General features: G+C 67.9%; 21 protein-coding genes. 14 read left to right on the plus strand and 7 right to left on the minus strand.

Going from position 1 to position 21,935, the window contains the following annotated elements:
* Window positions 1-59: 59 nt before the first annotated feature.
* Entirely contained in the window at window positions 60-896 is an 837-nt protein-coding gene (locus ACH46_RS09930) for a hypothetical protein (protein ID WP_062392752.1), read from the minus strand.
* Between the two features lie 132 nt (window positions 897-1,028).
* Here ACH46_RS09930 and ACH46_RS09935 point away from each other — a divergent pair, with 132 nt between their 5' ends.
* Genes ACH46_RS09935 through ACH46_RS09950 form a run of 4 tightly spaced genes read left to right on the plus strand, consistent with a single transcriptional unit; the run spans window position 1,029 to window position 3,953 of the window.
* Window positions 1,029-1,775 (plus strand): maleate cis-trans isomerase family protein, encoded by a 747-nt coding sequence (locus tag ACH46_RS09935; protein ID WP_062392753.1) that lies wholly within the window; start codon window positions 1,029-1,031, stop codon window positions 1,773-1,775.
* A 41-nt stretch (window positions 1,776-1,816) separates the two neighbouring features.
* On the plus strand, window positions 1,817-2,479 hold the full coding sequence (locus tag ACH46_RS09940) for a VOC family protein (RefSeq protein WP_062392754.1): 663 nt from the start codon (window positions 1,817-1,819) through the stop codon (window positions 2,477-2,479).
* Window positions 2,479-2,724 carry a hypothetical protein gene (locus ACH46_RS09945; RefSeq protein ID WP_120298840.1) on the plus strand — a complete coding sequence of 82 codons (246 nt, stop codon included), beginning with the start codon at window positions 2,479-2,481 and terminating at the stop codon, window positions 2,722-2,724. The genes ACH46_RS09940 and ACH46_RS09945 overlap by 1 nt, the downstream gene beginning before the upstream one ends.
* Window positions 2,721-3,953, plus strand: a complete 1,233-nt coding sequence (locus ACH46_RS09950; RefSeq protein WP_062392756.1) for an alpha/beta fold hydrolase — start codon at window positions 2,721-2,723, stop codon at window positions 3,951-3,953. Before ACH46_RS09945 ends, ACH46_RS09950 begins: the two co-directional genes overlap by 4 nt.
* A 180-nt stretch (window positions 3,954-4,133) precedes the next feature.
* Here the strand turns inward: ACH46_RS09950 and ACH46_RS09955 are convergent, their stop codons facing one another.
* The 6 genes from ACH46_RS09955 to ACH46_RS09975 form a co-directional block, all read right to left on the minus strand.
* On the minus strand, window positions 4,134-4,706 hold the full coding sequence (locus ACH46_RS09955; RefSeq protein WP_062392757.1) for an alpha/beta fold hydrolase: 573 nt from the start codon (window positions 4,704-4,706) through the stop codon (window positions 4,134-4,136).
* Window positions 4,628-4,987, minus strand: a complete 360-nt coding sequence (locus ACH46_RS21955; RefSeq protein WP_157851034.1) for an alpha/beta hydrolase — start codon at window positions 4,985-4,987, stop codon at window positions 4,628-4,630. Before ACH46_RS21955 ends, ACH46_RS09955 begins: the two co-directional genes overlap by 79 nt.
* A gap of 22 nt (window positions 4,988-5,009) precedes the next feature.
* Entirely contained in the window at window positions 5,010-6,509 is a 1,500-nt protein-coding gene (locus ACH46_RS09960; protein ID WP_062392758.1) for an FAD-dependent monooxygenase, read from the minus strand.
* A gap of 33 nt (window positions 6,510-6,542) precedes the next feature.
* Window positions 6,543-8,216, minus strand: a complete 1,674-nt coding sequence (locus ACH46_RS09965; protein ID WP_226995830.1) for an AMP-binding protein — start codon at window positions 8,214-8,216, stop codon at window positions 6,543-6,545.
* Between the two features lie 110 nt (window positions 8,217-8,326).
* The gene (locus tag ACH46_RS09970; protein WP_062392759.1) at window positions 8,327-9,031 is read right to left on the minus strand and encodes a TetR/AcrR family transcriptional regulator; all 705 of its coding nucleotides are present in this window, start codon (window positions 9,029-9,031) and stop codon (window positions 8,327-8,329) included.
* 31 nt (window positions 9,032-9,062) lie between these two features.
* Window positions 9,063-10,538, minus strand: a complete 1,476-nt coding sequence (locus tag ACH46_RS09975) for an aldehyde dehydrogenase family protein (RefSeq protein ID WP_062392760.1) — start codon at window positions 10,536-10,538, stop codon at window positions 9,063-9,065.
* A 207-nt stretch (window positions 10,539-10,745) separates the two neighbouring features.
* Here ACH46_RS09975 and ACH46_RS09980 point away from each other — a divergent pair, with 207 nt between their 5' ends.
* The 10 genes from ACH46_RS09980 (at window position 10,746) to ACH46_RS10025 (ending at window position 21,868) form a co-directional block, all read left to right on the plus strand.
* Window positions 10,746-11,495 carry an SDR family NAD(P)-dependent oxidoreductase gene (locus ACH46_RS09980; RefSeq protein ID WP_062392761.1) on the plus strand — a complete coding sequence of 250 codons (750 nt, stop codon included), beginning with the start codon at window positions 10,746-10,748 and terminating at the stop codon, window positions 11,493-11,495.
* 45 nt (window positions 11,496-11,540) lie between these two features.
* The gene (uvrC, locus tag ACH46_RS09985; RefSeq protein ID WP_062392762.1) at window positions 11,541-13,520 is read left to right on the plus strand and encodes an excinuclease ABC subunit UvrC; all 1,980 of its coding nucleotides are present in this window, start codon (window positions 11,541-11,543) and stop codon (window positions 13,518-13,520) included.
* Window positions 13,521-13,561: 41 nt separating this feature from the next.
* A complete protein-coding gene (gene rapZ, locus ACH46_RS09990) occupies window positions 13,562-14,413 on the plus strand; it encodes an RNase adapter RapZ (protein WP_062395230.1) in 852 nt (283 codons plus the stop codon).
* Complete coding sequence (locus ACH46_RS09995; protein ID WP_062392763.1) at window positions 14,410-15,405, plus strand: gluconeogenesis factor YvcK family protein; 996 nt, start codon at window positions 14,410-14,412, stop codon at window positions 15,403-15,405. The genes rapZ and ACH46_RS09995 overlap by 4 nt, the downstream gene beginning before the upstream one ends.
* A gap of 107 nt (window positions 15,406-15,512) precedes the next feature.
* Window positions 15,513-16,496, plus strand: coding sequence for a DNA-binding protein WhiA (gene whiA / locus ACH46_RS10000; protein ID WP_082399567.1), 984 nt, complete (start codon window positions 15,513-15,515; stop codon window positions 16,494-16,496).
* A 145-nt stretch (window positions 16,497-16,641) separates the two neighbouring features.
* Window positions 16,642-17,661 (plus strand): type I glyceraldehyde-3-phosphate dehydrogenase, encoded by a 1,020-nt coding sequence (gene gap / locus ACH46_RS10005; protein WP_062392765.1) that lies wholly within the window; start codon window positions 16,642-16,644, stop codon window positions 17,659-17,661.
* 5 nt (window positions 17,662-17,666) lie between these two features.
* Window positions 17,667-18,884, plus strand: a complete 1,218-nt coding sequence (locus tag ACH46_RS10010) for a phosphoglycerate kinase (RefSeq protein ID WP_062392766.1) — start codon at window positions 17,667-17,669, stop codon at window positions 18,882-18,884.
* A gap of 32 nt (window positions 18,885-18,916) precedes the next feature.
* Complete coding sequence (gene tpiA / locus ACH46_RS10015) at window positions 18,917-19,666, plus strand: triose-phosphate isomerase (protein ID WP_062395232.1); 750 nt, start codon at window positions 18,917-18,919, stop codon at window positions 19,664-19,666.
* 151 nt (window positions 19,667-19,817) lie between these two features.
* The gene (gene secG, locus ACH46_RS10020) at window positions 19,818-20,051 is read left to right on the plus strand and encodes a preprotein translocase subunit SecG (protein WP_062392767.1); all 234 of its coding nucleotides are present in this window, start codon (window positions 19,818-19,820) and stop codon (window positions 20,049-20,051) included.
* 98 nt (window positions 20,052-20,149) lie between these two features.
* A complete protein-coding gene (locus ACH46_RS10025) occupies window positions 20,150-21,868 on the plus strand; it encodes a cation:proton antiporter family protein (protein WP_082399571.1) in 1,719 nt (572 codons plus the stop codon).
* The last annotated feature ends 67 nt before the right edge of the window (window positions 21,869-21,935 follow it).

Raw genomic sequence — 21,935 nt, forward strand, 5'->3', positions numbered from 1 at the left:
CAGAACTGGTGCGACTGGTCGACAAGTGGTTCGGCAACATCCCACTGTGAATCAAAGATCTAGGCGCCGATGGTGATCTTCGCCGCGAGGCCGAGCCGAGCCGCGAGGTCCTGGACGGCCGCGAGGACTGTCGGCTCCGTGCCCCGCGGCAGGGTGAGGAAGAAGCTGGGCTCGGTCAGCGGCGTCTGTGAGCTGGCCCGGCAGTGCACGGGCTGCCTGTCGGGCGGCAGGGCCGCCAGCAGGTCCCGGTACGGGGCCAAGGCGTCGAGACGGTCGCCCGCATCCCACTGCAGGTGGCAGTCCCCGCCGCTCACCGCCAAGCGCACGAGCCCGTCCGGTCGCATCGCGACGAAGCGGTCGAGCCGCTCGGCGAGCGGATACGCCGCGGCGGTCGTATCGGCGTGGATCGAATCCGACCACAGGTCGAGTGCCGTGATCGACGAGTCGGCTGCGACCAGTGCTCTGGTCCGCTGCACCCAGCCGAGCACCGTCGAGGGATCTCCGGTGCGCGGGTTCTCCGATCCCGGGATCACGATCACTGTCACGTCCGCGGCCGCGGTCGCACCGTTGACCGAGGGGAACGACACGCGGATCCGACTCGTGACGCCCGCGCCACCGCCGACGTTGTGCGACGCGATGGTCCGGATCGTCTGTGCCACCTCGTCATCCGACATTCCCGCGCGCAGGCGCACCGTCGAGTCCACGCTGCCCGCGGACAGCACCGCGTTGTTCGGTCGGACCGAGAAGGACTCGACCGCCGGCTGATCTCTGAGGTAGGCGGAGAACTCGTCGGCGTAGCCGTCCGCACGGTTGCAGCCCACCGACAGCGGTGCGATCAGCGCGAGGAGGGCGGCGCCGACCGCCGAACGCCGAAACCTCGCGGATGGGACACGCATGGATCGATGCTATCCGTCGCCCGAAGGCCTGCGCGTCGGTTCGAGTCGGCAGTCGCTCGGCGGACGGCGCCCATCCTTGACGTTTGACGCTACTGTCGATAAATTGGCTATAACGTCAGATTAGGAGTCTTCATGGTTACCCGCATCGGCTTGATCGTCCCGAGTTCCAACGTCACCGTCGAATCGGAGATGCCACGCATCCTGCAGGCCTCCAAGGATGTCGAGTTCACCTTCCATTCCAGCCGGATGCGCATGCACGACGTGACGCCCGAAGGTCTCGCCGCGATGAACGCGCAGCGTGAGCGGTGCGTCTTGGAGATCGGCGACGCCGGTGTCGACGCGGTGCTGTACGCCTGCCTCGTCGCGATCATGGCGACCGGCCTCGGCGAGCACGAGCGCGCGGAGGCTGCGGTCGCCGAGCAACTGGCGGCAGGCGGTGTCAACCCGGCGGTGCTGTCGAGTGCCGGAGCGCTTCCGCGCGCCCTTCGTGATTCGGGAGCGGAGCGTGTCGCTCTCGTGATGCCGTACATGCGACCGCTCGCCGAGAAGGTGGTGGCCTATCTGGAGAACGAGGGCTTCGAGGTCGCCGACTGGCGGGCTCTGGAGGTCTCCGACAACACCGAGGTCGGCTGCATCCCCTCCGATCGGGTGATGGCCGCCGCGAGGGATCTCGACCTGACCGGCGTCGACGCGCTCGTTCTCTCGTGCTGCGTTCAGATGCCGTCGCTGTCGATCGTCGAATCCGCCGAACAGGAGCTGGGACTTCCCGTCCTGTCCGCTGCGACGGCAGGTGCGTACAGCCTGCTTCGGAGCCTGAACCTCCCCGTCGACATCCCGAATGCCGGCTCGCTGCTGCGCGCCGACGCCGTCCGCGTCTGATCCGTCCCGTTCCCCGCATCCCCCCCGAGAGGTGATCACAGATGTCCACCGATGCGAACCCGCAGGCACCGAAGCCCGAACACCGGGTCAAGGGTGTCGACCACGCCGCATTCCCGACCTTCGATCCGGCGGCCACCGTCCACTTCTATCGTGACGTGCTCCGATTCCCCGTCGTCCACTCGATCTGCGCCGCCGGATGGGGTCGCGAGAAGCATCCGGACTTCATTCACTTCTTCTTCGACATCGGCGACGGCGACCGGATCGCGTTCTTCTACTACTTCGGCCTCGAACCCCCGCATGGTGCCTCGACGGCGCCGGGCGATTCATGGGGAAGGCTTCCCGAGGGCACGCCGGGCTACTTCGTCGACTCGCGCCACCTGGCGATCCACGTCGACGACGAAGAGGACCTGATGGAGTACCGGCGTCGCCTCGACGACTCGGAATGGCCGGTCGAGATGCAGGTGATGCACGAGACGATCGAGTCGATCTACACGCACGACCCGAACGGCTACATGGTCGAGATCACGCGTGCGCTGCGCCCGGTCACACCGCAGGAGGACCTCGACGCCGAACTGACGATCGATGCGCTGGTGGAGGTGGCGCAGGGCGAGGCCCCGTCGCTCGACAAGCTGTTGCTGCGCAAGGCCGAACTGATCGTCGAGCGTGCCCCGCGGTGGGCCGAGGAGCAGGAGGCGACGCGATGATCGCGCGGTTCTACGTTCTGGACGTCCCGGAGAACGAGGGCGTCGTCGACGTCGTGTCGAGGACCGATGGTGTCGAGGTCGTCAAGGTGGGCCCGTACTGCCGGATCACCGGGGACGACGAGGTCGAGGTCGATCGCCGGGCGACCGGCGCGCGACATGCGGTCTGGTACAGCTCGGTGGCGGGCCTGGAGGGCTCGCGGATCGTGCAGCACGACAAAGACGCTCTGCGTGTGGTGTCGCGGTGACGGAGGCCGCCGGCCTCGGAGCCGGCCGGTATCTGGACGCGGCGGACGTCCCGGAGGGGACCGTCACGACCGCGCACGAACTGCTCACCCACGACCGAGCGCGTGTCTCCGGGCTCCTCAGGGAGGTTCCCGGGGCGACGACGGTCTGCGTCCTCATGCACCCGCGGCAGGACTTCTCGCACCACGTCCTCGTTCCGGAACTGCTGTCCCGCGGATTCGCGGTATGGACCCAGAGCACCCGCGGCGGTCTGAACGATGTGAGCCTCCTGCACGAGCAGGCGCTCCTGGACATGGCTGCCGGTCATCGTTTCCTCAGGGAACGCGGCTTCGACCGGGTCGTGTCCGTCGGTCATTCGGGCGGCGGTGCGCTGGCGGCGTACTACATCGAACAGGCGGAGGCGACGCCGTCCGGGAGGTTCGCCGATACTCCGGGTGGGAAGCCGGTGCCGCTGCGCGAGGCCGACATGCCCGTTCCCGACGCCCTCATGCTGATGGCGCCGCACCCCGGGCAGGGACTGCTCCTGGAGCGCATGATCGACCCGTCCGTGGTCGATGAGAGCGATCCGCTGTCGGTCGATTCGACCCTCGACCCGTACGACGCCGAGAACGGCTTCCGTCCGGCGCCGGAATGGTCGTCGTACAGCCCGGACTTCGTTGCGAGGTATCGAGCGGCTCAGCACGCTCGCATCGTTCGCATCGACGAGCACGCCCGGACGGCAGTGGCGAGGGCGGCGGCGGCGCGCCGCCGCCGTTCGACGTCCGGTGATCCTCAGGACTATCGAACGTCGCTCGCCTCCGGAGTGATCACCATGTATCGCAGCGACGCGGACCTCCGGTGTGTGGACTCGTCGCTGGATCCGAACGACAGGCCCTACGGGTCGTTGTTCGGCAGCCGACCGGACCTCACCAACTACGGGGTGGTGGGCTTCGGTCGGCTCACGACCCCGGAGGCGTGGCTGTCCACGTGGTCGTCGATCTCCAGCCGAGCAGGCCTCGTCCGTTCGGCGCGAGGCGTCTCCGTTCCGGTCCTGCTGGTGGAGGTCACCGGAGATCAGGCCTGCTTCCCGGCCGACGCGATCGAGATGGCAGATGCGTTCGCGGGGGACGACGTGACGCACGAGCGGGTCCGCGGCAAGCACTTCGGCGCCGCTCTGGCCGAGGGCGAGCCCACGGCCGCCGCCGCAGCGGGAGCCCTGATGGGCGGGTGGCTGACGGCACGCGGCTTCTGATCCTGGCGTTTCTGATCCTGCTGTACCTGATCCTTCGCGACGGGCGCAGGGGTTTCGACCTCTGCGCCCGTACTGCTGTTTGCGGCGTGGTCGTCTGTCTGTGGCGTCGCCGCGTCCGAGACCGGGAAACGGCTGGGGCCCATCGCGTAGGCGATGGGCCCAGCCGAGGGTGCGAGCGGCTCACACAGCGTAGACGCGGTCCACGAAGTCGAGTTGCGTGCGGACGTACTCGGCGGCGTTCGCATGCAGCTCGATCGAGTGGCCGGCATTCAGGAAGCGCTGCACCTGCACAGTCGGGCTTGCCGTGAAGTGGCGGGCGAGGGCATCCTGAGCCGCGGCGTCGTTCTGCCAGATCTTGTCGAACTCGGCCAGGGTGAGACTGACCGGCACCGTGACGGCGGCGGCCGCGGCGGGCAGGCGGTCGGACCAGGCGACGACGTCGCGGAGTTCCGGCATCGGAATCGGGCGAAGGAGTTCTCCGTCGCGCACGACGCTGTCGGAACGCTGAGTCTCCTCCGGGCCGAGCATGACGCCGGCATGCGCGTCGGCAGGCAGGTCGATCTCCGTCGCGTCGCCGATCATGGATCCCCACATCTCTCGCAGGCCGGGCTGCCAGAGTTCACCGAGCCCGCTGACCTCGACTCCTGCGAGGTCGGCGTTCGTCGTCGCGGCGGTCAGGATGGACAGCATCCCGCCGATGGAGTGTCCGACGAGGACGATCGGCCCGGGATCGTCCGCCGCGATCTGATCCACGGCGGCCCCCCCAGCACCTGAGCCTGAGCGGAGAAGGAGAGGCTGTCGGCGGGCGCTCGGCTGCTGCCGTAACCCGGCCGGTCGAGAGCGACGACGGTGTATCCGCGACGAGGTGCCGTCGTGAGCAGCGAGTCGTCGTTCGCGTCGTAGTACTCCGAGTCGTAGGTTCCACCGTGGATCGCGACGATCGTTCCCCTGGGAGGAGACGTCGGCCTGACGGTACGCCCGGTCAATCGGACACCTGCGGATTCGATGGCGAGAACTGCAGAGGGGTGAGACATGACTGGTCCTTCGGATGGGAGGTCAGGAGGTGAGTTGGATGCCGTCGCAGCGGTCGGCCGCGATCGCGGCCGCTCCCGCGGCACGCGCGGCGGCGGGGATCGACACGAACACGGACCGGTTCGAGGTCAGTTTGATCCGCTCGGCCAGATCGATCCGAGCGTCCACCGAGAGCACGTCGTCGGGGCCGGTCAGGTGGACGAGGTCGGTGCGCAGGTCCGCGACCGCCCGGTCTGCGGCATCGCCCCAGACGTCCGGTTCCGACCAGGTGACGAGGTCGGCGGTGCGGGTGTCGTCGAACGTCTCGGCATGGGCCAGGATCCAGTCGTCGACGAGGTGCGGGTCGGTCGGTGGTTCCGTCCCGAGCCGCTCGAGTGCGATCGCTGCGGTGTCCGGCTCGGTGGCGGCGAAGTCGGCCACCGTGAGATTGCCCGCGCGTGTCATGTACGACAGCGCGATCTGCTCGGGCCTCGCGGCGACACGCAGGGAGTAGCTCTCCCACCACCGTTGACTCCGGTACGCGAGGTGCTTGAAGCGCTCGACGGCCGGACGCCGCGCCGCCTCGTAGGCCGCGAAGGCCTCGCCGAGTCCGTCGTGCTCGCGCAGCGCCGTGGACAGAGCGATCGCGTCCTCGAGTGCGAGCTTGGTGCCGGACCCGAGCGTGTAGTGCGCGGTGTGCGCGGTGTCCCCGACGAAGACGATGTTCCCGGTCGACCATCGCTCCAGACTGACGGTGGAGAACCGCGACCACCGGCTCCGATTCGTCAGGAGTCGGTGGTGGCCGAGGTCCTCGGCGAAGACCTCCTCCAGGAGCGCGATGCTGCGGTCGTCGTTGGCTCCTGCCGGGGTCTCGGCGTCGAAGACGTCGAGACCGGCCGCGACGAAGCTCTCGTCGTCGGTCTCGAGAAGGAAAGTGCTGTGGCTCTCGTCGTAGGGGTACGCGTGTGTCACGAAGAGTGCGTCGCCGGACCTTCGTGCCGAGAAGAACGCGTCGTGGATCGCGACACCGAGCCCGCACCACATGTAGAGGCCCCGGCCGACGACCTCCTTGAATCCGACCTCGTCGGCGACCGCCGCTCGCGTCGCGCTCTTGACGCCGTCGGCGGCGACGATGACGTCGGCGTCCACCTCGACGGCGGTGACATGTCGTCCGTGCTCGATTCGCACGCCGACCTCCACCGCCAACTCCTCGAGGACCTCGAGGAGCCGAGCTCGACCGATCGCGAGGTTGCGGGCGCCGTGGAGCGCGATGTCGCGGGTGGTGTCGCCGTCCACGTGTCGCAGCCGGAGGTCGTGACCGGCCCAGCTCGCGGCTCGGATGGCTTCGGCGGCCTGTGGGTCGGCGGCGCGCACGTTCTTCATCGTCGCCTCGGTCAGCCCGACGCCGAAGCCGAAGGTGGCGGTGTCGGTCCCGTTGCGCTCGTAGACGGTGACGTCGAGCGACGGGTCGTCGCGCTTGAGGAGACGGGCGGTGAACAGGCCTGCGGGCCCGCCGCCGATGACGGCGACTGAACGATCGGTCATGGGAGGTCCTCTCCGAATAGAGATGTTGTCGACTCAGGCGAGCCGGGCGGATTCGTTGTCGAGGAGGCGCGCGACCTCGTCGCGCAGGTCTTTGCGGGACAGCTTGCCGACGTTCGAGAGCGGCAGTTGGTCGCGCACCTCGACGCGTTCGGGGAACTTGTACTTCGCGAGGCCGTGAGCCGCCAGATGTGCGCCCAGCGTCTCGACCGTCAGGGGGTCGGTGCCGTCGCGCATCACGACGAAGGCGCAGGCCCGTTCGCCGAGGACGGGATCGGGCATCGCGACGACGGCTGCGGTCTCCACGTCCGGATTGCGGAGGATCAGCTCTTCCACCTCCTCGGCGTGGATCTTCTCGACACCCCGATTGATCACGTCCTTGATTCGTCCGTCGACGGAGAAGTAGTCGACGCCGTCGATGTGATGGCGCCGTCCGAGGTCGCCGCTGCGGTAGAAGCCGTCGGCGGAGAAGGCGGACGCATTGTGCTCGGCCGCCCGGTAGTACCCGCGGATCGTGTACGGACCGCGCATCCAGAGTTCGCCGAGCTCACCGGCCGGCACATCGTGTCCGGTCAACGGGTCGACGACGCGCGCCTCGTCGAGGGGCGAGATCGGGGCGCCGACGGTGTCGAGGAGGACGCTGTCCGGGGCGTTCTCCGGGGTCACGTAGAACATGCCCTCGGCCATGCCGAACATCTGTCGCAGCGGTAGGCGGAGTTCATCGCGCAACCGATGGGCGACCTCCAGGGGAAGCTTCTGGCCACCGACGATGTACTGCGTGATAGAGGACAGGTCGGTGCTCGCGGTCCGCGGATGGTCAAGCATCCTGATGGCCACCGCCGGTGGAACCAGCGGGAGGCTGGTGGGGTGTTCGGCGGTGATCAGATCCAGGAGTCCGTCGATCTTCGCGTCGGGCGCGAGCACCGTCGTGGCACCGCTGAGGATGGCGGGTTGCAGCGCGAGGGCGATTCCGGCGTTGTGCATGAGCGGCAGGGGATAGAGAACCGTCGTGTCGGTCGTCCACTCGAGTGCGCGCGCCCACTCGCGCGAGTTGTAGGCGTACTCCTCGTGAAGTCGGGGGGCGACCTTCGGAAGGCCGGTGGTCCCGCCGGACAACTGGAAGACGGCGACATCGGTCAGCGCCTGCGCCACCGGTGCCGGGGTCCTTCCGCGACCCGATTCGAGGAGGTCCTCGTAGGCGACCGCACCGTCGAACGGGGTCGCGCGCGTGACGATCGCGATCTCGAGGGCGCCGTCGGCGATCAGGGACCGCGCGATGTCGAGGAGTCGTCCGCCGTCGAAGTCGCCCTGCGTGATGAGACCGCGCGCATTCACGTGAGCGGCGAGGAGGCCGATCTCGCGGGCGCCGTGCTGTGCGAGGGTGCAGACGGGGACCAGCCCGGCGCGGAGTGCGCCCAGGTAGACGACGACCGTCTCCGCGGTGTTTCCGAGTTGGAACATCACGCGATCGCCCGGTGCGAGATCGGTGCCCGCGATCACGCCGGCTGCGAAGGCGTCGACTTCGGCCGACAGCTCGGCGTACGTCCACCTGACCTCGGGGGTGACGAGGGCCGTTTCGGCAGCGAAGTCGTTGCAGGCAGCGGTCAGTTCGTCGGAGAGACTGCGCTCGCGCCACAGGCCCTCCGACCGATAGCGAACGATCATCTCGTCCGGGTACGCAACAACGTGGTCCACATCACGATTCGACATAACTGTGAAAGTACTGACGTTCATGTCGAAAGTCAATCGCCGGCGTCGAAATAACGCAAGAGACGCCAGGTGACGAGGTCACCTGGCGTCTCTTGTTCGGGTGGATTCGGTCAGTCCGGCGTGCGGTCGACGAAGAGTGAGAGTCGGTCGACGTCCTCTCGGAGAAGGTCGAGTGCGCCCTGCAGTGAGTCGGCACCCTCGGCTCGCTCGCTCAGCACCCCGTCGAGAGCGATGGCCGCGAGTGCGTCGGCGGCCTGCTGCGGTGTCAGGTCGCCCACCTGGTCCGGCCGATACCAGAACGCCATCCAGTTGGTCGCGCCGAGCAGTGCGAATGCCGTGAGCCTGGTGTCGACGGGACGCGTCCCGCCTTCGGCCTTGGCCTGATCGACGAGCGAGATCATCGCGTCGAGCGTCGATCGGCGCGCTGCGCGATGCTGTTTCGCGATCGGCTCCGGAAAGGCGTCCTCGCTCGTCACGAGGAGACGGAATCGTCGCGGGTGCTCGGCGATCCGTCTCGCCATCGATGCGACGCCCTCCCGGAGGCGGTCGGCGGCCGGCCGGTCCGCCTGTGCCGCGAGCTCGGTGAGTCGCTCCGCCGTCTCCATCGTGAAGCCGCGGACCAGATGCTCGAGCAGCTCGTCCTTGCCCTTGACGTAGTGGTAGACGCCGGTGCGGGTGAGGCCGACGGCCTCGGCCAACTCGCTGAGCGAGGTGCCCGCCACGCCCTGTCGAGCGAACAGCGTCTCGGCGGCGTCGAGCAACTGCTCGAGAATCAGGTCGTGGCGACCGGAGGTTCGGATCGTCGGCTTCGGCATACGTGCCAGCGTATTACCCCTTCGGGGACGATCAGGCTCGGGGAGGAGCCACCTGCGCATACAGCTTGGTGTCCTGGAACTCGGCGATCGCGGTCGGGCCGCACAGCAGACCGTATCCGCTCTGCTTCAGACCGCCTTCCTCGAACGCCTCGTGAATCACTCCCCAGCAGTTCGTCCAGACGAAGCCTGCCCGCATGTTGCGTGTCACGCGCCGAGCCTTCCATTCATCGGTGGTGAACACCGCCGCGCCGAGGCCGAAGGAGGTTCCGTTGGCCATCCGCACGGCGTCGTCCTCGTCGTCGAAGACCTCGAAGGTCTGGACGGGCCCGAACAGCTCGTCCTGCACGATGGGGACGTCCAGGCGATCGACCTCGAGCAGTGCGGGCTTGAAGTATGCGCCTCCCGGGCGATCGTCGTCGACGACGACGCCTCCCCGAACGAGTGGGGTCGCGTAGCTCGTCGCGGCGGACTCGACGATGGCGTCGACCCGAGCCGCGCTCGCCGCGTCGATCAGCGGCCCGAGGTCGTATCCGTCGCTCTCGCTGGGGCCGGGGTTCAGGCCTGCGATGGCCTCGGTGATCATCGGGCGCAGCTTGTCTGCGATGGACCGCTGCACCAGGAGTCGGGAGCCGGTCAGACAGAACTGGCCGTTCATCAGACAGGTCGCGGCGACGATGTTCTGCATGGCGACGTCGAGGTCGGCGTCGTCGAAGATCACCAGCGGCGTCTTGCCTCCCAGTTCGAGGCTGAGTCGCTTGAGGGTGGCGGCGCCGGCGGTCGCGATGGCCCGACCGACGTGCGTGCTCCCGGTGTAGCTGATCATGTCGACGTCGCCGGACTCGACCAGTGCGGGCGACACCTCGTTTCCGCCTTCGGTGAGGATGCTGATGACACCCGAAGGGATCGATGTCGTCTCCGCGATGATCTCGGCGACGAGGGAGTTGGTCAATGCGGTCTGACCGGGCATCTTGACGACCATCGTGCAGCCCGCCGCGAGGGCCGGTCCGATCGATCGCATCGAGAGGATCACGGGGGAGTTCCACGGCGTGATGATTCCGATGACGCCCATGGCTTCGCGGCCGGTCTGGAAGTAGACGCCCGGGCTGACCTCGGAACTGCGACCTCCGTCGAGGATGAGTGCCGAGGCCGACGCGTATCGCAGCCAGTCGACGGTGGTGGAGACCTCCCATGTGGTCTCGGGCAGACGCTTGCCGTTCTCACGCGACAGCATCAGGGCCACTTCGCCGATGCGCGCCTCGAGACGATCTGCGAGTTCGCTGATCGCTCGTGAACGTCGTCGTGGGTCGCGCGACCAGTCGGTCTCGTCGAAGGTCTGCCGTGCTGCGGCGATCGCCGCCAGCGCTTCCGTTCGACCGGCGCTGGCATAGGTTCCGAGCACCCTTCCGGTCGATGGACTCACGGACTCGAGGAGTTCGCCGTCCTCGTTCCACGAGCCTGCGAGAAAGTTGCGACCGCGGGTCACGGTGCGGTCAGGGGCGATGGTCATGATGACGTGCCTTTCGCTGCGACATTCAGGACGGCATGTGAGGTATGACACATGCACAAGGCGAGTATCAACAATGTTCGACACTATTGTCAATAGTTCGACTATTACGTTGATAGCGGCTGACACTTTTCTTATAGTCGGTGACACCGCACCGACGCCGCGCGCCGCCGTCGGCTCAGGCGTCCTCACCGAGACGGAGAACCAGACATGTCGACATCAAGCCACGCAAACCGCATCGCCGTCGTCACGGGCGCCGGGCAGGGCTTCGGGCGAGCCATCGCCGTTGAGCTCGCAGCTCGGGGCGCCGACGTTGCAGTACTCGACCTGAACGACGCGCCGGAGACCGTCGCCGAGATCGAGTCGCACGGCAGGAGGGGGATCTCGGTCAAGGTCGATGTGTCCGATCCCGATCGCGTCGCCGACGCCGCGCGGACCGTCGTCGAGAAGATCGGCGACCCGGATATTCTCGTCAACAACGCAGGCGTCTATCCGTTCCGCGACTTCTTCGACCTGGACTACGACTACTGGCGCAGGATCCTCGCGGTGAACTTGGATTCCCAGTTCCTGATGGCACAGGCGTTCGCACCGGCGATGCGCGACGCGGGCTGGGGTCGGATCGTCAACCTCGCGTCGAACTCACTCGGTCTCGCCGTGCCGGCGCTCGCCCACTACATGGCGAGCAAGGGCGGCACGATCGGGTTGACCCGTGGACTGGCGACCGACCTGGCGCCCTACGGGATCACCGTCAACGCGGTCGCACCGACCGCGTCGCGGACACCGGGCGGCGAGGCGAACATCTCCGCCGAGGTGCTCGACGGCGTCGCAGCGATGCAGGCGATCAAACGAGGTGGTCGTGCCGAGGACATCGTGGGCACGGTGTGCTTCCTGACCAGTGACGACAGTGCTTTCGTCACCGGCCAGACGATCATGGCGGACGGTGGCCTGGTCCGTCTGTGACCGAGGGGCGCGGGGCTGTCGCACCCGACGACTAACCTGGAAACCGTGGCTGATCCGTCGACGTACCGCCCGGCTGCGGGCACCATCCCCACTGATCCCGGTGTCTACAAGTTCCGTGATCAGCATCGTCGCGTCATCTACGTCGGCAAGGCCAAGAATCTCCGCCAGCGACTGACGTCGTATTTCGCCGATCTCGCCGGCCTGCACCCTCGAACGCGCCAGATGGTCACCACCGCCGCGTCGGTCGAATGGACCGTCGTCGGCACCGAGGTCGAGGCCCTCCAGCTCGAGTACAACTGGATCAAGGAGTTCGATCCCCGGTTCAACGTCCGCTATCGCGACGACAAGACCTATCCGATGCTGGCGGTCACCCTCAACGAGGAGTACCCCCGCGTCTTCGTCTACCGGGGGCCGCGCAAGCCCGGCGTCCGGTACTTCGGCCCCTATTCGCACGCCTGGGCGATCCGGGAGACCGTCGACCTGCTGACCCGCGTCTTCGGTGTCCGCACCTGCTCGAAGGGCGTCTTCCGCCGCAGCGAGCAGATGGGTCGCCCCTGCCTGCTCGGTTACATCGACAAGTGCTCGGCGCCTTGCGTCGGGCGGGTGTCGGCCGCCGAACACCGCGAGATCGTCGAGGACTTCTGCGACTTCCTGGCGGGCCGCACCGACGGTCTCATCCGCAAGCTGGAACGCGAGATGGGCTCAGCCGCAGAAGAACTCGACTTCGAGCGGGCGGCACGTCTGCGAGACGACGTCTCCGCGCTGCGGCGGGCGATGGAGAAACAGGCCGTGGTGCTCGGGACCGGCACCGATGCCGACATCATCGCGATCGTCGGCGACGAGTTGGAGTCGTCGGTCAAGATGTTCCACGTCCGCGACGGTCGTGTCCGCGGTGAACGCGGCTGGGTTGTCGAGGTTCAGGAGAACGCGACCCTCGGCGATCAGGTGGGCACCTTCCTCCTGCAGTTCTACGGCGCCGAGAGCGAGATGAGCAGCGGCATCCCGCGCGAGGTGCTGGTGCCCGCCCTGCCGGACAACGCACCGGAGCTCGAGACGTGGCTGACCGAGCAGCGCGGCTCGCACGTGAGCCTGCGGGTCCCGCGACGCGGCGACAAGCGGACCTTGATGACCACCGTCGAACGCAATGCGACGGAGGCGATGGCGCGGCACAAACTGCAACGCGCGGGCGATCTGACCTCGCGCTCGGCGGCCCTCACCGAACTGCAGGAGGCCCTGGGCCTCGACGATGCGCCGCTGCGCATCGAATGCATCGACATCTCGCACGTCCAGGGCACCGATGTCGTGGCGTCCCTCGTGGTCTTCGAGGACGGTGTCTCCCGGAAATCGGACTACCGTCACTACTCGATCAAGGAGGCGGCCGGCGACGGGCACTCCGACGACGTCGCGTCGATCGCGGAGGTGACCCGCCGCCGCTTCGAACGGCACCGGGACGGAGCCGTCACGCCGCCGCCCGCCGAATCGCCGTCGGGGGAGACCGCCGCGGACGACGAGACCACCTCGCGCAAGCCCAAGAAGTTCGCGTATCCGCCGAACCTCTTCGTGGTCGATGGCGGTGCGCCGCAAGCACATGCGGCCGCCAGCGTGCTCGACGACCTGGGCGTCACCGACGTCGCGGTGGTCGGTCTGGCCAAACGACTCGAAGAAGTGTGGATTCCGGGTGATGATGAGCCGGTGATCCTCCCGCGCAACAGTGAAGCCCTCTTCCTGCTGCAGCGCGTGCGCGACGAAGCCCACCGCTTCGCGATCACCTTCCATCGCAGCAAGCGGAGCAAACGGATGACCGCCTCGGCGCTCGACGGCATCGCCGGACTCGGAGCCGGTCGACGGACCGCACTCGTCACCCATTTCGGTTCCGTCGCGAACCTGAAGCGTGCGACGGTGGAGGAGATCGCGGAAGTGAAGGGCATCGGTCCCGCGACAGCGCAGGCTGTTCGTGATGCACTCGATGAGGACACCCCGCACGATCCGCACCCCAGCACCGACACGAAGGAAACCGTAAGTTGAGTGATTCGGAGAACCGCACCACCGTGCTGTTCGTCACCGGCATGTCCGGCGCCGGCCGCACGTCGGTCGCCAACGTCCTCGAGGACGACGGCTGGTATGTCAGCGACAACGTCCCGATGTCACTCATCGCGGCGCTGGTCCAGATGGTCCGCAGCAGCGAGGTCGGCGCCCAGCGCATCGCGATGGTGGTGCGCGGTGGCGACCCGTCGTTCGACGGCGAGATGAAGAAGCTGCGACACGACCTGGAGGAGGGCGGGGCCACCACGTCGATGATCTTCGTCGACGCCTCCGACGCCGTCCTGGTCCGTCGCTTCGAGCAGGTGCGGCGACGACATCCGCTGCAGGGCAATGGAACTCTCGGTGAGGGCATCGCTGCGGAGCGCGCCATCATGGACCCCGTCGCGCACGCCGCGGACACCGTCATCGACACCTCGAACCTCAGCTCCACCCGACTGCGGTCGATCGTCGAGAACGCCTTTCCCAGCGTCGCCGGCCGGCGACTGTCGATCGCCGTGCAATCGTTCGGCTTCAAGTACGGCCTGCCGATCGACTGCGACCTGGTGACCGACGTCCGCTTCCTCCCGAACCCGTACTGGATCCCGGAGCTCCGCGAGCACAACGGTCGGGAACCTCAGGTGCGCGACTACGTCCTGCAGCAGGAGGACGCCGCCGAGTTCCTGGACCGCTACGTGGACCTGGTCGGCATCGTCGGCCGCGGTTACCTCCGCGAGGGCAAGGGCTACATGACGCTCGGCGTCGGCTGCACCGGCGGCAAACACCGCAGCGTCGCCATGTCCGAGGACCTGGCCCGTCGCCTCTCCGCAGCGGTCGACGCGGATGGCAACCCGCTGTACGACGTCGAAGTGACCCACCGCGATCTGGGGCGCGAATGAGGATCGACGGCTTGAAGGCCACCGCGCTCGGCGGCGGCCACGGCCTGTTCAACACCCTCACCGCCCTGCGCTACCTGACCGCGGACGTGACGGCGGTCGTCACGGTGGCCGACGACGGCGGCTCCTCGGGCCGACTCCGCGCCGAACTCGGACAGATCCCGCCCGGTGACCTGCGAATGGCCCTCGCCGCCCTGATGGGCGCGCCCGCAGCCGTCGAGGACCGCCGCCGGACCGACCCGCAGGTCGCGGCACGGCACGATCGCTGGGCGCAGATGCTGCAGCACCGGTTCGGCGGTTACGGGGCGCTCGCCGGGCACCCGATCGGCAACCTGCTGCTCAGCGGGCTCACCGAGATGACCGGCGACGTGGTGTCCGCGCTGGACGAACTGATGGACCTGTTCGACGTCGACGGCCGCGTGCTGCCGATGGCGAACGTCCCCCTCGTCATCGAGGCCGACGTGTCCGGACTGGAGTCCGATCCGCGTGTCAGCCGGGTGATCCGCGGGCAGGTGGCGGTCGCGACCACACCGGGGAAGCCGCGGCGTGTCCGACTGATCCCCGACGCCCCCGACGGCTGCCGGGCGGCGACCGAGGCCATCCGCGCCGCCGACGTCGTGACGCTGGGACCGGGATCCTGGTTCTCCAGCGTCATTCCGCACGTCCTGGTTCCCGACCAGCTGGCGGCGCTGCACGACACGTCGGCGCGCAAGATGTTGTTCGTCAATCTTGTCGCCGAGCCGGGGGAGACCACCGGGTTCTCGGTGGAACGACACCTGCACGTCCTGCACGCGCACGCGTCGAGCCTCCGCGTCGACGACGTGATCGTCGACGCCGCCTCCGTGCCGGCCGGAATGGAACGCGAACACCTGGAACGGGCGGCGGGGAGATTCGGTGCGCAGCTGCGCGTCGCCGATCTCGCGATCCCCGGAACGGGTGTGCACGATCCGGCGAAAACGGCCGCGACGGTGGCGGGGCTGCTCAACGAAAAATGATCGCCGGTAGGATCGAACTTAGATGTCCGGCCGCCGGCCCGGGGGCATGCGACCCGTGGACGACGGCAGGGACCGGGGGAAACTGAGGGGACAGGAGGCGTTGCACCGTGGCTATGACGGGTGCGGTCAAGGACGAGCTGAGCCGGTTGTCGGTGATGCAGCTCAGCAGCCGCAAGGCTGAGGTGTCGGCGTTGCTGCGGTTCGCCGGGGGACTTCAGATCGTGAACGGGCGAGTGGTGGTGGAAGCCGAGGTGGATCTCGGCAACGTCGCCCGCCGTCTGAAGTACGAGATCCACGGGCTGTTCGGATACAACGCCGACGTGCACGTGCTCCGCTCCGGCGGAGTGCGCAAGAGTGCCCGCTACATCGTCCGGGTCACCAAGGACGGCGAGGCGCTGGCCCGCCAGACCGGTCTGCTAGACATGCGCGGTCGTCCGGTGCGCGGCCTCCCCGCCCAGGTGGTCGGCGGCAGCATCGGCGACGCGGAGGCCGCCTGGCGCGGAGCCTTCCTCGCCCACGGCTCCTTGACCGAACCGGGACGGTCGTCGTCCCTGGAGGTCAGCTGCCCCGGCCCCGAAGCCGCGCTCGCCCTCGTCGGCGCCGCCCGCAGGCTCGGCATCGCCGCCAAGGCCCGCGAGGTCCGCGGCAGCGACCGCGTCGTGATCCGCGACGGTGAGGCCATCGGCGCCCTCCTGACCCGAATGGGCGCCCACGACACCCGCCTGGTGTGGGAGGAGCGGCGCATGCGTCGCGAAGTCCGCGCCACCGCCAACCGGCTCGCCAACTTCGACGACGCCAACCTCCGCCGCTCGGCTCGCGCCGCCGTGGCCGCCGCTGCTCGCGTCGAGCGCGCGCTCGCCATCCTGGGCGACGAGGTCCCCGATCACCTGGTCGCCGCGGGGCGCCTTCGCGTGGAGCACCGTCAGGCGTCGCTGGAGGAGCTCGGACAGCTCGCCGACCCGCCGATGACCAAGGACGCGGTCGCGGGCCGTATCCGCCGACTCCTGTCCATGGCCGACAAGAAGGCGCGGTCCGAGGGCATCCCGGACACCGAGTCCGCGGTCACCGCGGAGCTCCTCGACGAGGCCTGACGGCGGTCGACGGACGGTGCGGTGACCAACACCCCACCCGTGAGATGTGACCTTCCGGTGACCTGGCGGAGCGCGACGTTTAGGCTGGGAGGAGCGGGCCGGAATCGAACCGCCGGCTCTACACTCACCGCTTAAGGAGCAACTAGTGACTGTTCGGGTAGGCGTCAACGGCTTCGGCCGCATCGGCCGTAACTTCTTCCGTGCCGTCGAGGCGCAGAAGGCGCTCGGGACCACCGACATCGAGATCGTCGCCGTCAACGACCTGACGGACAACGCCACGCTGGCTCACCTGCTGAAGTTCGACAGCATCCTGGGCCGTCTGCCCCAGGACGTGCGTCTCGAGGGTGACGACACCATCGTCGTCGGCGAGCAGAAGATCAAGGCGCTCTCCGTCAAGGAGGGCCCCGCCGCTCTTCCGTGGGGCGACCTGGGCGTCGACGTCGTCGTCGAGTCGACCGGCATCTTCACCGCGCGCGCCAAGGCCCAGGGCCACCTGGACGCGGGCGCCAAGAAGGTCATCATCTCGGCTCCGGCCTCCGATGAGGACATCACCATCGTGATGGGCGTCAACGACGACAAGTACGACGGCAGCCAGAACATCATCTCGAACGCCTCGTGCACCACCAACTGCCTCGGCCCGATGGCCAAGGTGCTGAACGACGAGTTCGGCATCGAGCAGGGTCTGATGACCACCATCCACGCCTACACGCAGGACCAGAACCTGCAGGACGGCCCGCACAAGGACCTCCGTCGCGCTCGCGCCGCCGCCGTGAACATCGTTCCGACCGGCACCGGCGCCGCCAAGGCCATCGGCCTGGTTTTGCCGGAGCTGCTCGGCAAGCTCGACGGCTACGCCCTGCGTGTGCCGATCCCCACCGGCTCGGTCACCGACCTCACCTCGGAGCTGAAGAAGTCGGCCTCCGCCGAGGACATCAACGCTGCGTTCAAGGCCGCCGCAGAGGGCCCGCTCAAGGGCATCATGAAGTACTACGACGCACCGATCGTCTCGAGCGACATCGTCACCGACGCGCATTCGTCGCTGATCGACGCCGGCCTGACCAAGGTCATCGGCAAGCAGGCCAAGACCGTGTCCTGGTACGACAACGAGTGGGGCTACTCGAACCGCCTCGTCGACCTCATCGGCCTCGTCGGGAAGTCGCTGTAAGAACCATGGCAGTTCGTACTCTGGAAGACCTTCTGGCCGAAGGAGTCTCGGGCCGCGGCGTGCTGGTGCGCTCGGATCTGAACGTTCCCCTCGACGGCGGGACGATCACCGATCCGGGACGCATCATCGCGTCCGCTCCGACCATCGCCAAGCTCGTCGACGCCGGCGCCAAGGTCATCATCACCGCACACCTCGGACGCCCGAAGGGGGAGCCGGATCCGGCTCTCTCGCTGGCACCGGTCGCCGCACGCCTGTCGGAGGAGCTGGGCCGCAACGTCCAGCTCGCCGGCGACGTGGTCGGCTCCGACGCGCTCGCCCGCTCCGAGGGCCTCACCGACGGCGATGTCCTCCTGCTGGAGAACATCCGCTTCGACGCCCGTGAGACCAGCAAGGACGACGCCGAGCGCACCAAGCTCGCCAAGGCGCTCGTCGAACTGGTCGGCGACGACGGCGCGTTCGTCTCCGACGGCTTCGGCGTGGTCCACCGCAAGCAGGCGTCGGTGTACGACGTCGCCAAGCTGCTCCCGTCGTACGCCGGTTCGCTGGTCGCGACCGAGGTCGAGGTCCTGAAGAAGCTGACGTCCGACGCGGAACGGCCCTACGCCGTCGTGCTCGGCGGCTCCAAGGTGTCCGACAAGCTCGGCGTCATCCAGGCGCTCGCGCCCAAGGTCGACACCCTCGTCATCGGCGGCGGCATGGCCTTCACCTTCATCAAGGCGCAGGGCAGCCCGGTCGGCTCCTCGCTGATGCAGGAGGACATGATCGACACCTGCAAGGGACTGCTCGAGCAGTTCGGTGACGTGATCCACCTGCCGCGCGACATCGTCGTCGCGAGCGAGTTCGCCGCCGACGCGGACACCAGCATCGCCACCACCGCGGACGGCTTCACCGAGGGCATGGGCCTGGACATCGGTCCGGACACCGTCGATCGGTTCGCCGCCGTCCTGCGCGGCGCCAAGACGATCTTCTGGAACGGCCCGTCGGGCGTGTTCGAGTTCGAGAAGTTCGCCGACGGCACCCGCGGCGTGGCCGAGGCGATCGTCGAGGCCACCCGGAACGGTGCCTACAGCGTGGTCGGCGGCGGCGACTCGGCCGCCGCGGTGCGCGCACTCGGCATCCCGGACGAGGCGTTCTCGCACATCTCGACCGGCGGCGGCGCGTCGCTGGAGTACCTGGAGGGCAAGGAGCTCCCGGGTCTGGCCGTACTGGAGGTGCAGTCGTGAGTCGCAAGCCGCTGATCGCGGGCAACTGGAAGATGAACCTGAACCACTACGAGGCCATCGCGCTGGTTCAGAAGATCTCCTTCGCCCTGCCGGAGAAGTACTTCGAGAAGGTCGACGTGACGGTGATCCCGCCGTTCACCGACATCCGAAGCATCCAGACGATCATCGACGGCGACAAGCTCCTGCTCACCTACGGCGCGCAGGACGTCTCGCAGCACGACTCCGGTGCCTACACCGGCGAGATCAGCGGCGCCTTCCTGGCGAAGTTGGGCTGCACCTTCGTCGTCGTCGGGCACTCCGAGCGTCGCAGTATGCACGGTGAGACCAGCGAGGTGGTCCTGGCCAAGGCCAAGGCCGCACTGCGTCACGAGCTCACGCCGATCGTCTGCATCGGCGAGGGACTCGAGGTCCGCGAGGCCGGCGAGCACGTCGCGTACAACGTCGAGCAGATCAAGGCCTCGCTGGCCGGTCTGTCGAAGGCGGAGATCGCGAAGCTGGTCGTCGCCTACGAGCCCGTGTGGGCCATCGGCACCGGTCGCGTGGCCAGTGCTGCGGACGCCCAGGAGGTGTGCGCCGCGGTGCGCGGCGCCGTCGCCGAACTGTCCGATCAGGAGACGGCCGACTCGGTCCGCGTCCTGTACGGCGGCTCGGTGAACGCCAAGAACGTCGGTGAGCTCATCGCCCAGGCCGACGTCGACGGTGCACTCGTCGGCGGAGCCTCGCTCAAGGCCGACGAGTTCGCGCAGCTGTCGGCGATCGCCGCCGGCGGTCCGCTGCTGTAGAACCCGCGCGCGGGTGGTTGCGGACCCCGTGGCCCCCATCGCGTAGACTGTGGCAGGTTGCCTCCCGACGGAGGCGACCTGCCACTGTCGTCTGCGGGCCTCCTGCACCAGTGGCCGACCCCACGCTTTCGACGGACAGGATCTTCCACCCGTGACTATCGCGCTCAACGTCGGTTTGATCATCACCAGCGTGATGCTGATCGTCCTCGTCCTGCTGCACCGTGCCAAGGGCGGCGGCCTCTCCTCGCTGTTCGGCGGCGGCGTCCAGTCGAGCCTGTCGGGATCGTCGGTCGTCGAGAAGAACCTCGACCGGCTGACCGTGTTCGTCGGCATCATCTGGGTCATCCTGATCTTCGGCGTGGGACTGGACATCAAGTACGCCTGACCCCGCCCGGAAACCTCCTGGCCGTCGAGACAGTCGTCTCGGCGGCCAGATTCGTCTCGGCGGCCGGAGGATGATCGACGAGGCCGTACAGTACTGACGTGACCCTCATTGCCACGTATGTCGCGGTGGTCTTCGCGTGCGGTCTCGTTGCGAAACTTGTTCGCCTCCCACCGCTCATCGGTTTCCTCGCCGCCGGATTCCTCCTCGAGGCCTCCCATGTCGAGAAGATCGCGGGGATCGACGAGGTCGCCGAGATCGGCGTCATGCTCCTGCTGTTCGCGATCGGCCTCCAACTCGACGTCACCTCGCTGGTCAAGAAGGAGGTCTGGCTCAACTCCGGACTCCACATGCTGGTGATGACGTTCGTCGGCACCAGCGTCCTCACCGGCATGATGGCCGTCGGCGTCTTCGCCCCGGAGGAGTTCAAGGTTCTCTTCGCGATCGCGGTGGCGCTCTCGTTCTCCAGCACCATCGTCGCCGTGAAGGTCCTCCAGGAACGCGGCGACGAACAGGCGCTCTACGGCCGCATCGTGATCGGCGTGCTCGTCATGCAGGACATCGCCGCGGTCATCCTCATCTCGGTCACCAGCGGCACACCGCCGAGCCCGTGGGCGCTGACCCTCGTCGTCGTCCTTCCGGTGATCGGGTGGGTGGGCAAGTACTGGTCGCGGATCGGGCACGGCGAGATGGAGATGCTGTTCGGCATCGGCATGGCGTTGATCCCCGGCTACCTGCTCTTCACCGAGGTCGGGCTGTCCGGGAGCCTCGGCGCCCTGATGATGGGCGTGCTGCTGGCCCGCCGTCCCGGAGCGGATCAGCTGTCGAACGCGCTGTTCCGCATCAAGGACCTGCTGCTGGTCGGCTTCTTCGTCTCCATCGGCTTCCACGGCATCCCTACCTGGGCCAATGTCGCGATCGGCTTGAGCCTGCTGCTCCTGCTGCCGATCCAGGCCTTCTGCTACTGGGGCCTGCTGTGGCTCTTCGGGCTCCGCAACCGCACCGCCGTGCTCGCGACCCTCGCCCTCGCCAACTATTCGGAGTTCGCGTTGATCGTCGCCGAGCTGGGGTCGGAAGGAGGCTGGTTGTCGGACAGTTGGCTGTTGACCCTCGTGATCGCCGTCTCGGGCGGCTTCGTCCTCGCCGGCCTGATGAACCCGACCAGCGTGTCCGCCATCTCGGCGTTCGCACGCCGACTCCCGACGCGGCCGCCCGAACAGATCCATCCCGAGGATCGACTCATCGACATCGGCGACGCCGACGCGATCGTCCTCGGCATGGGACGTGTCGGCTCGTCCGCGTACCGGCAGCTGGTGGAGGAGTACGGCTACCGCGCCCTCGGCATCGAACACGACCCGAACCGGATGCGCGTCCTGGTGGACGAGGGCTACAACGTTCTGGAAGCCGACGCGACCGACTACGACTTCTGGGCCCGCGTCATCGATACAGGGCACATCAAGGTCATCATGCTCGCGATGCCCGCTCAGTACGCGAACATCGAGGCGCTGCGCGAACTGAGGCGCGTCGGCGACGGCGGCGCCGTGGTCGCCTCGGTGGCGCTGTACCGGGAAGACGTGCAGGAGCTCGAGGAGATGGGCATCGACGTGGTCACCCAGCTCTACCACGGCGCCGGAGAGGCACTGGCCGACCGCGCCGTCGCCGCGGTGGCAGACATCGTGCCACCGCATCGCGGGGCGGGGCCATCGCGCGGCAGGCACGAGCGCGATCCGCGGCAGCACGGGCGCCACGAGCGAGAAGGGCGGTGGCCGGGCGTCCGAGAGACCCGCGTGCGCGACGACATCCGGTCCGGCAACGACTGAGCTGCGATGACTGAGCTGCGACGACTGATAGGGGCGCGGAGGGGGCGAGATCGTCGTACGTTGGTCA

The organism is Gordonia phthalatica (assembly GCF_001305675.1).
In the GTDB taxonomy this organism is placed as follows: Bacteria; Actinomycetota; Actinomycetes; order Mycobacteriales; family Mycobacteriaceae; genus Gordonia; species Gordonia phthalatica.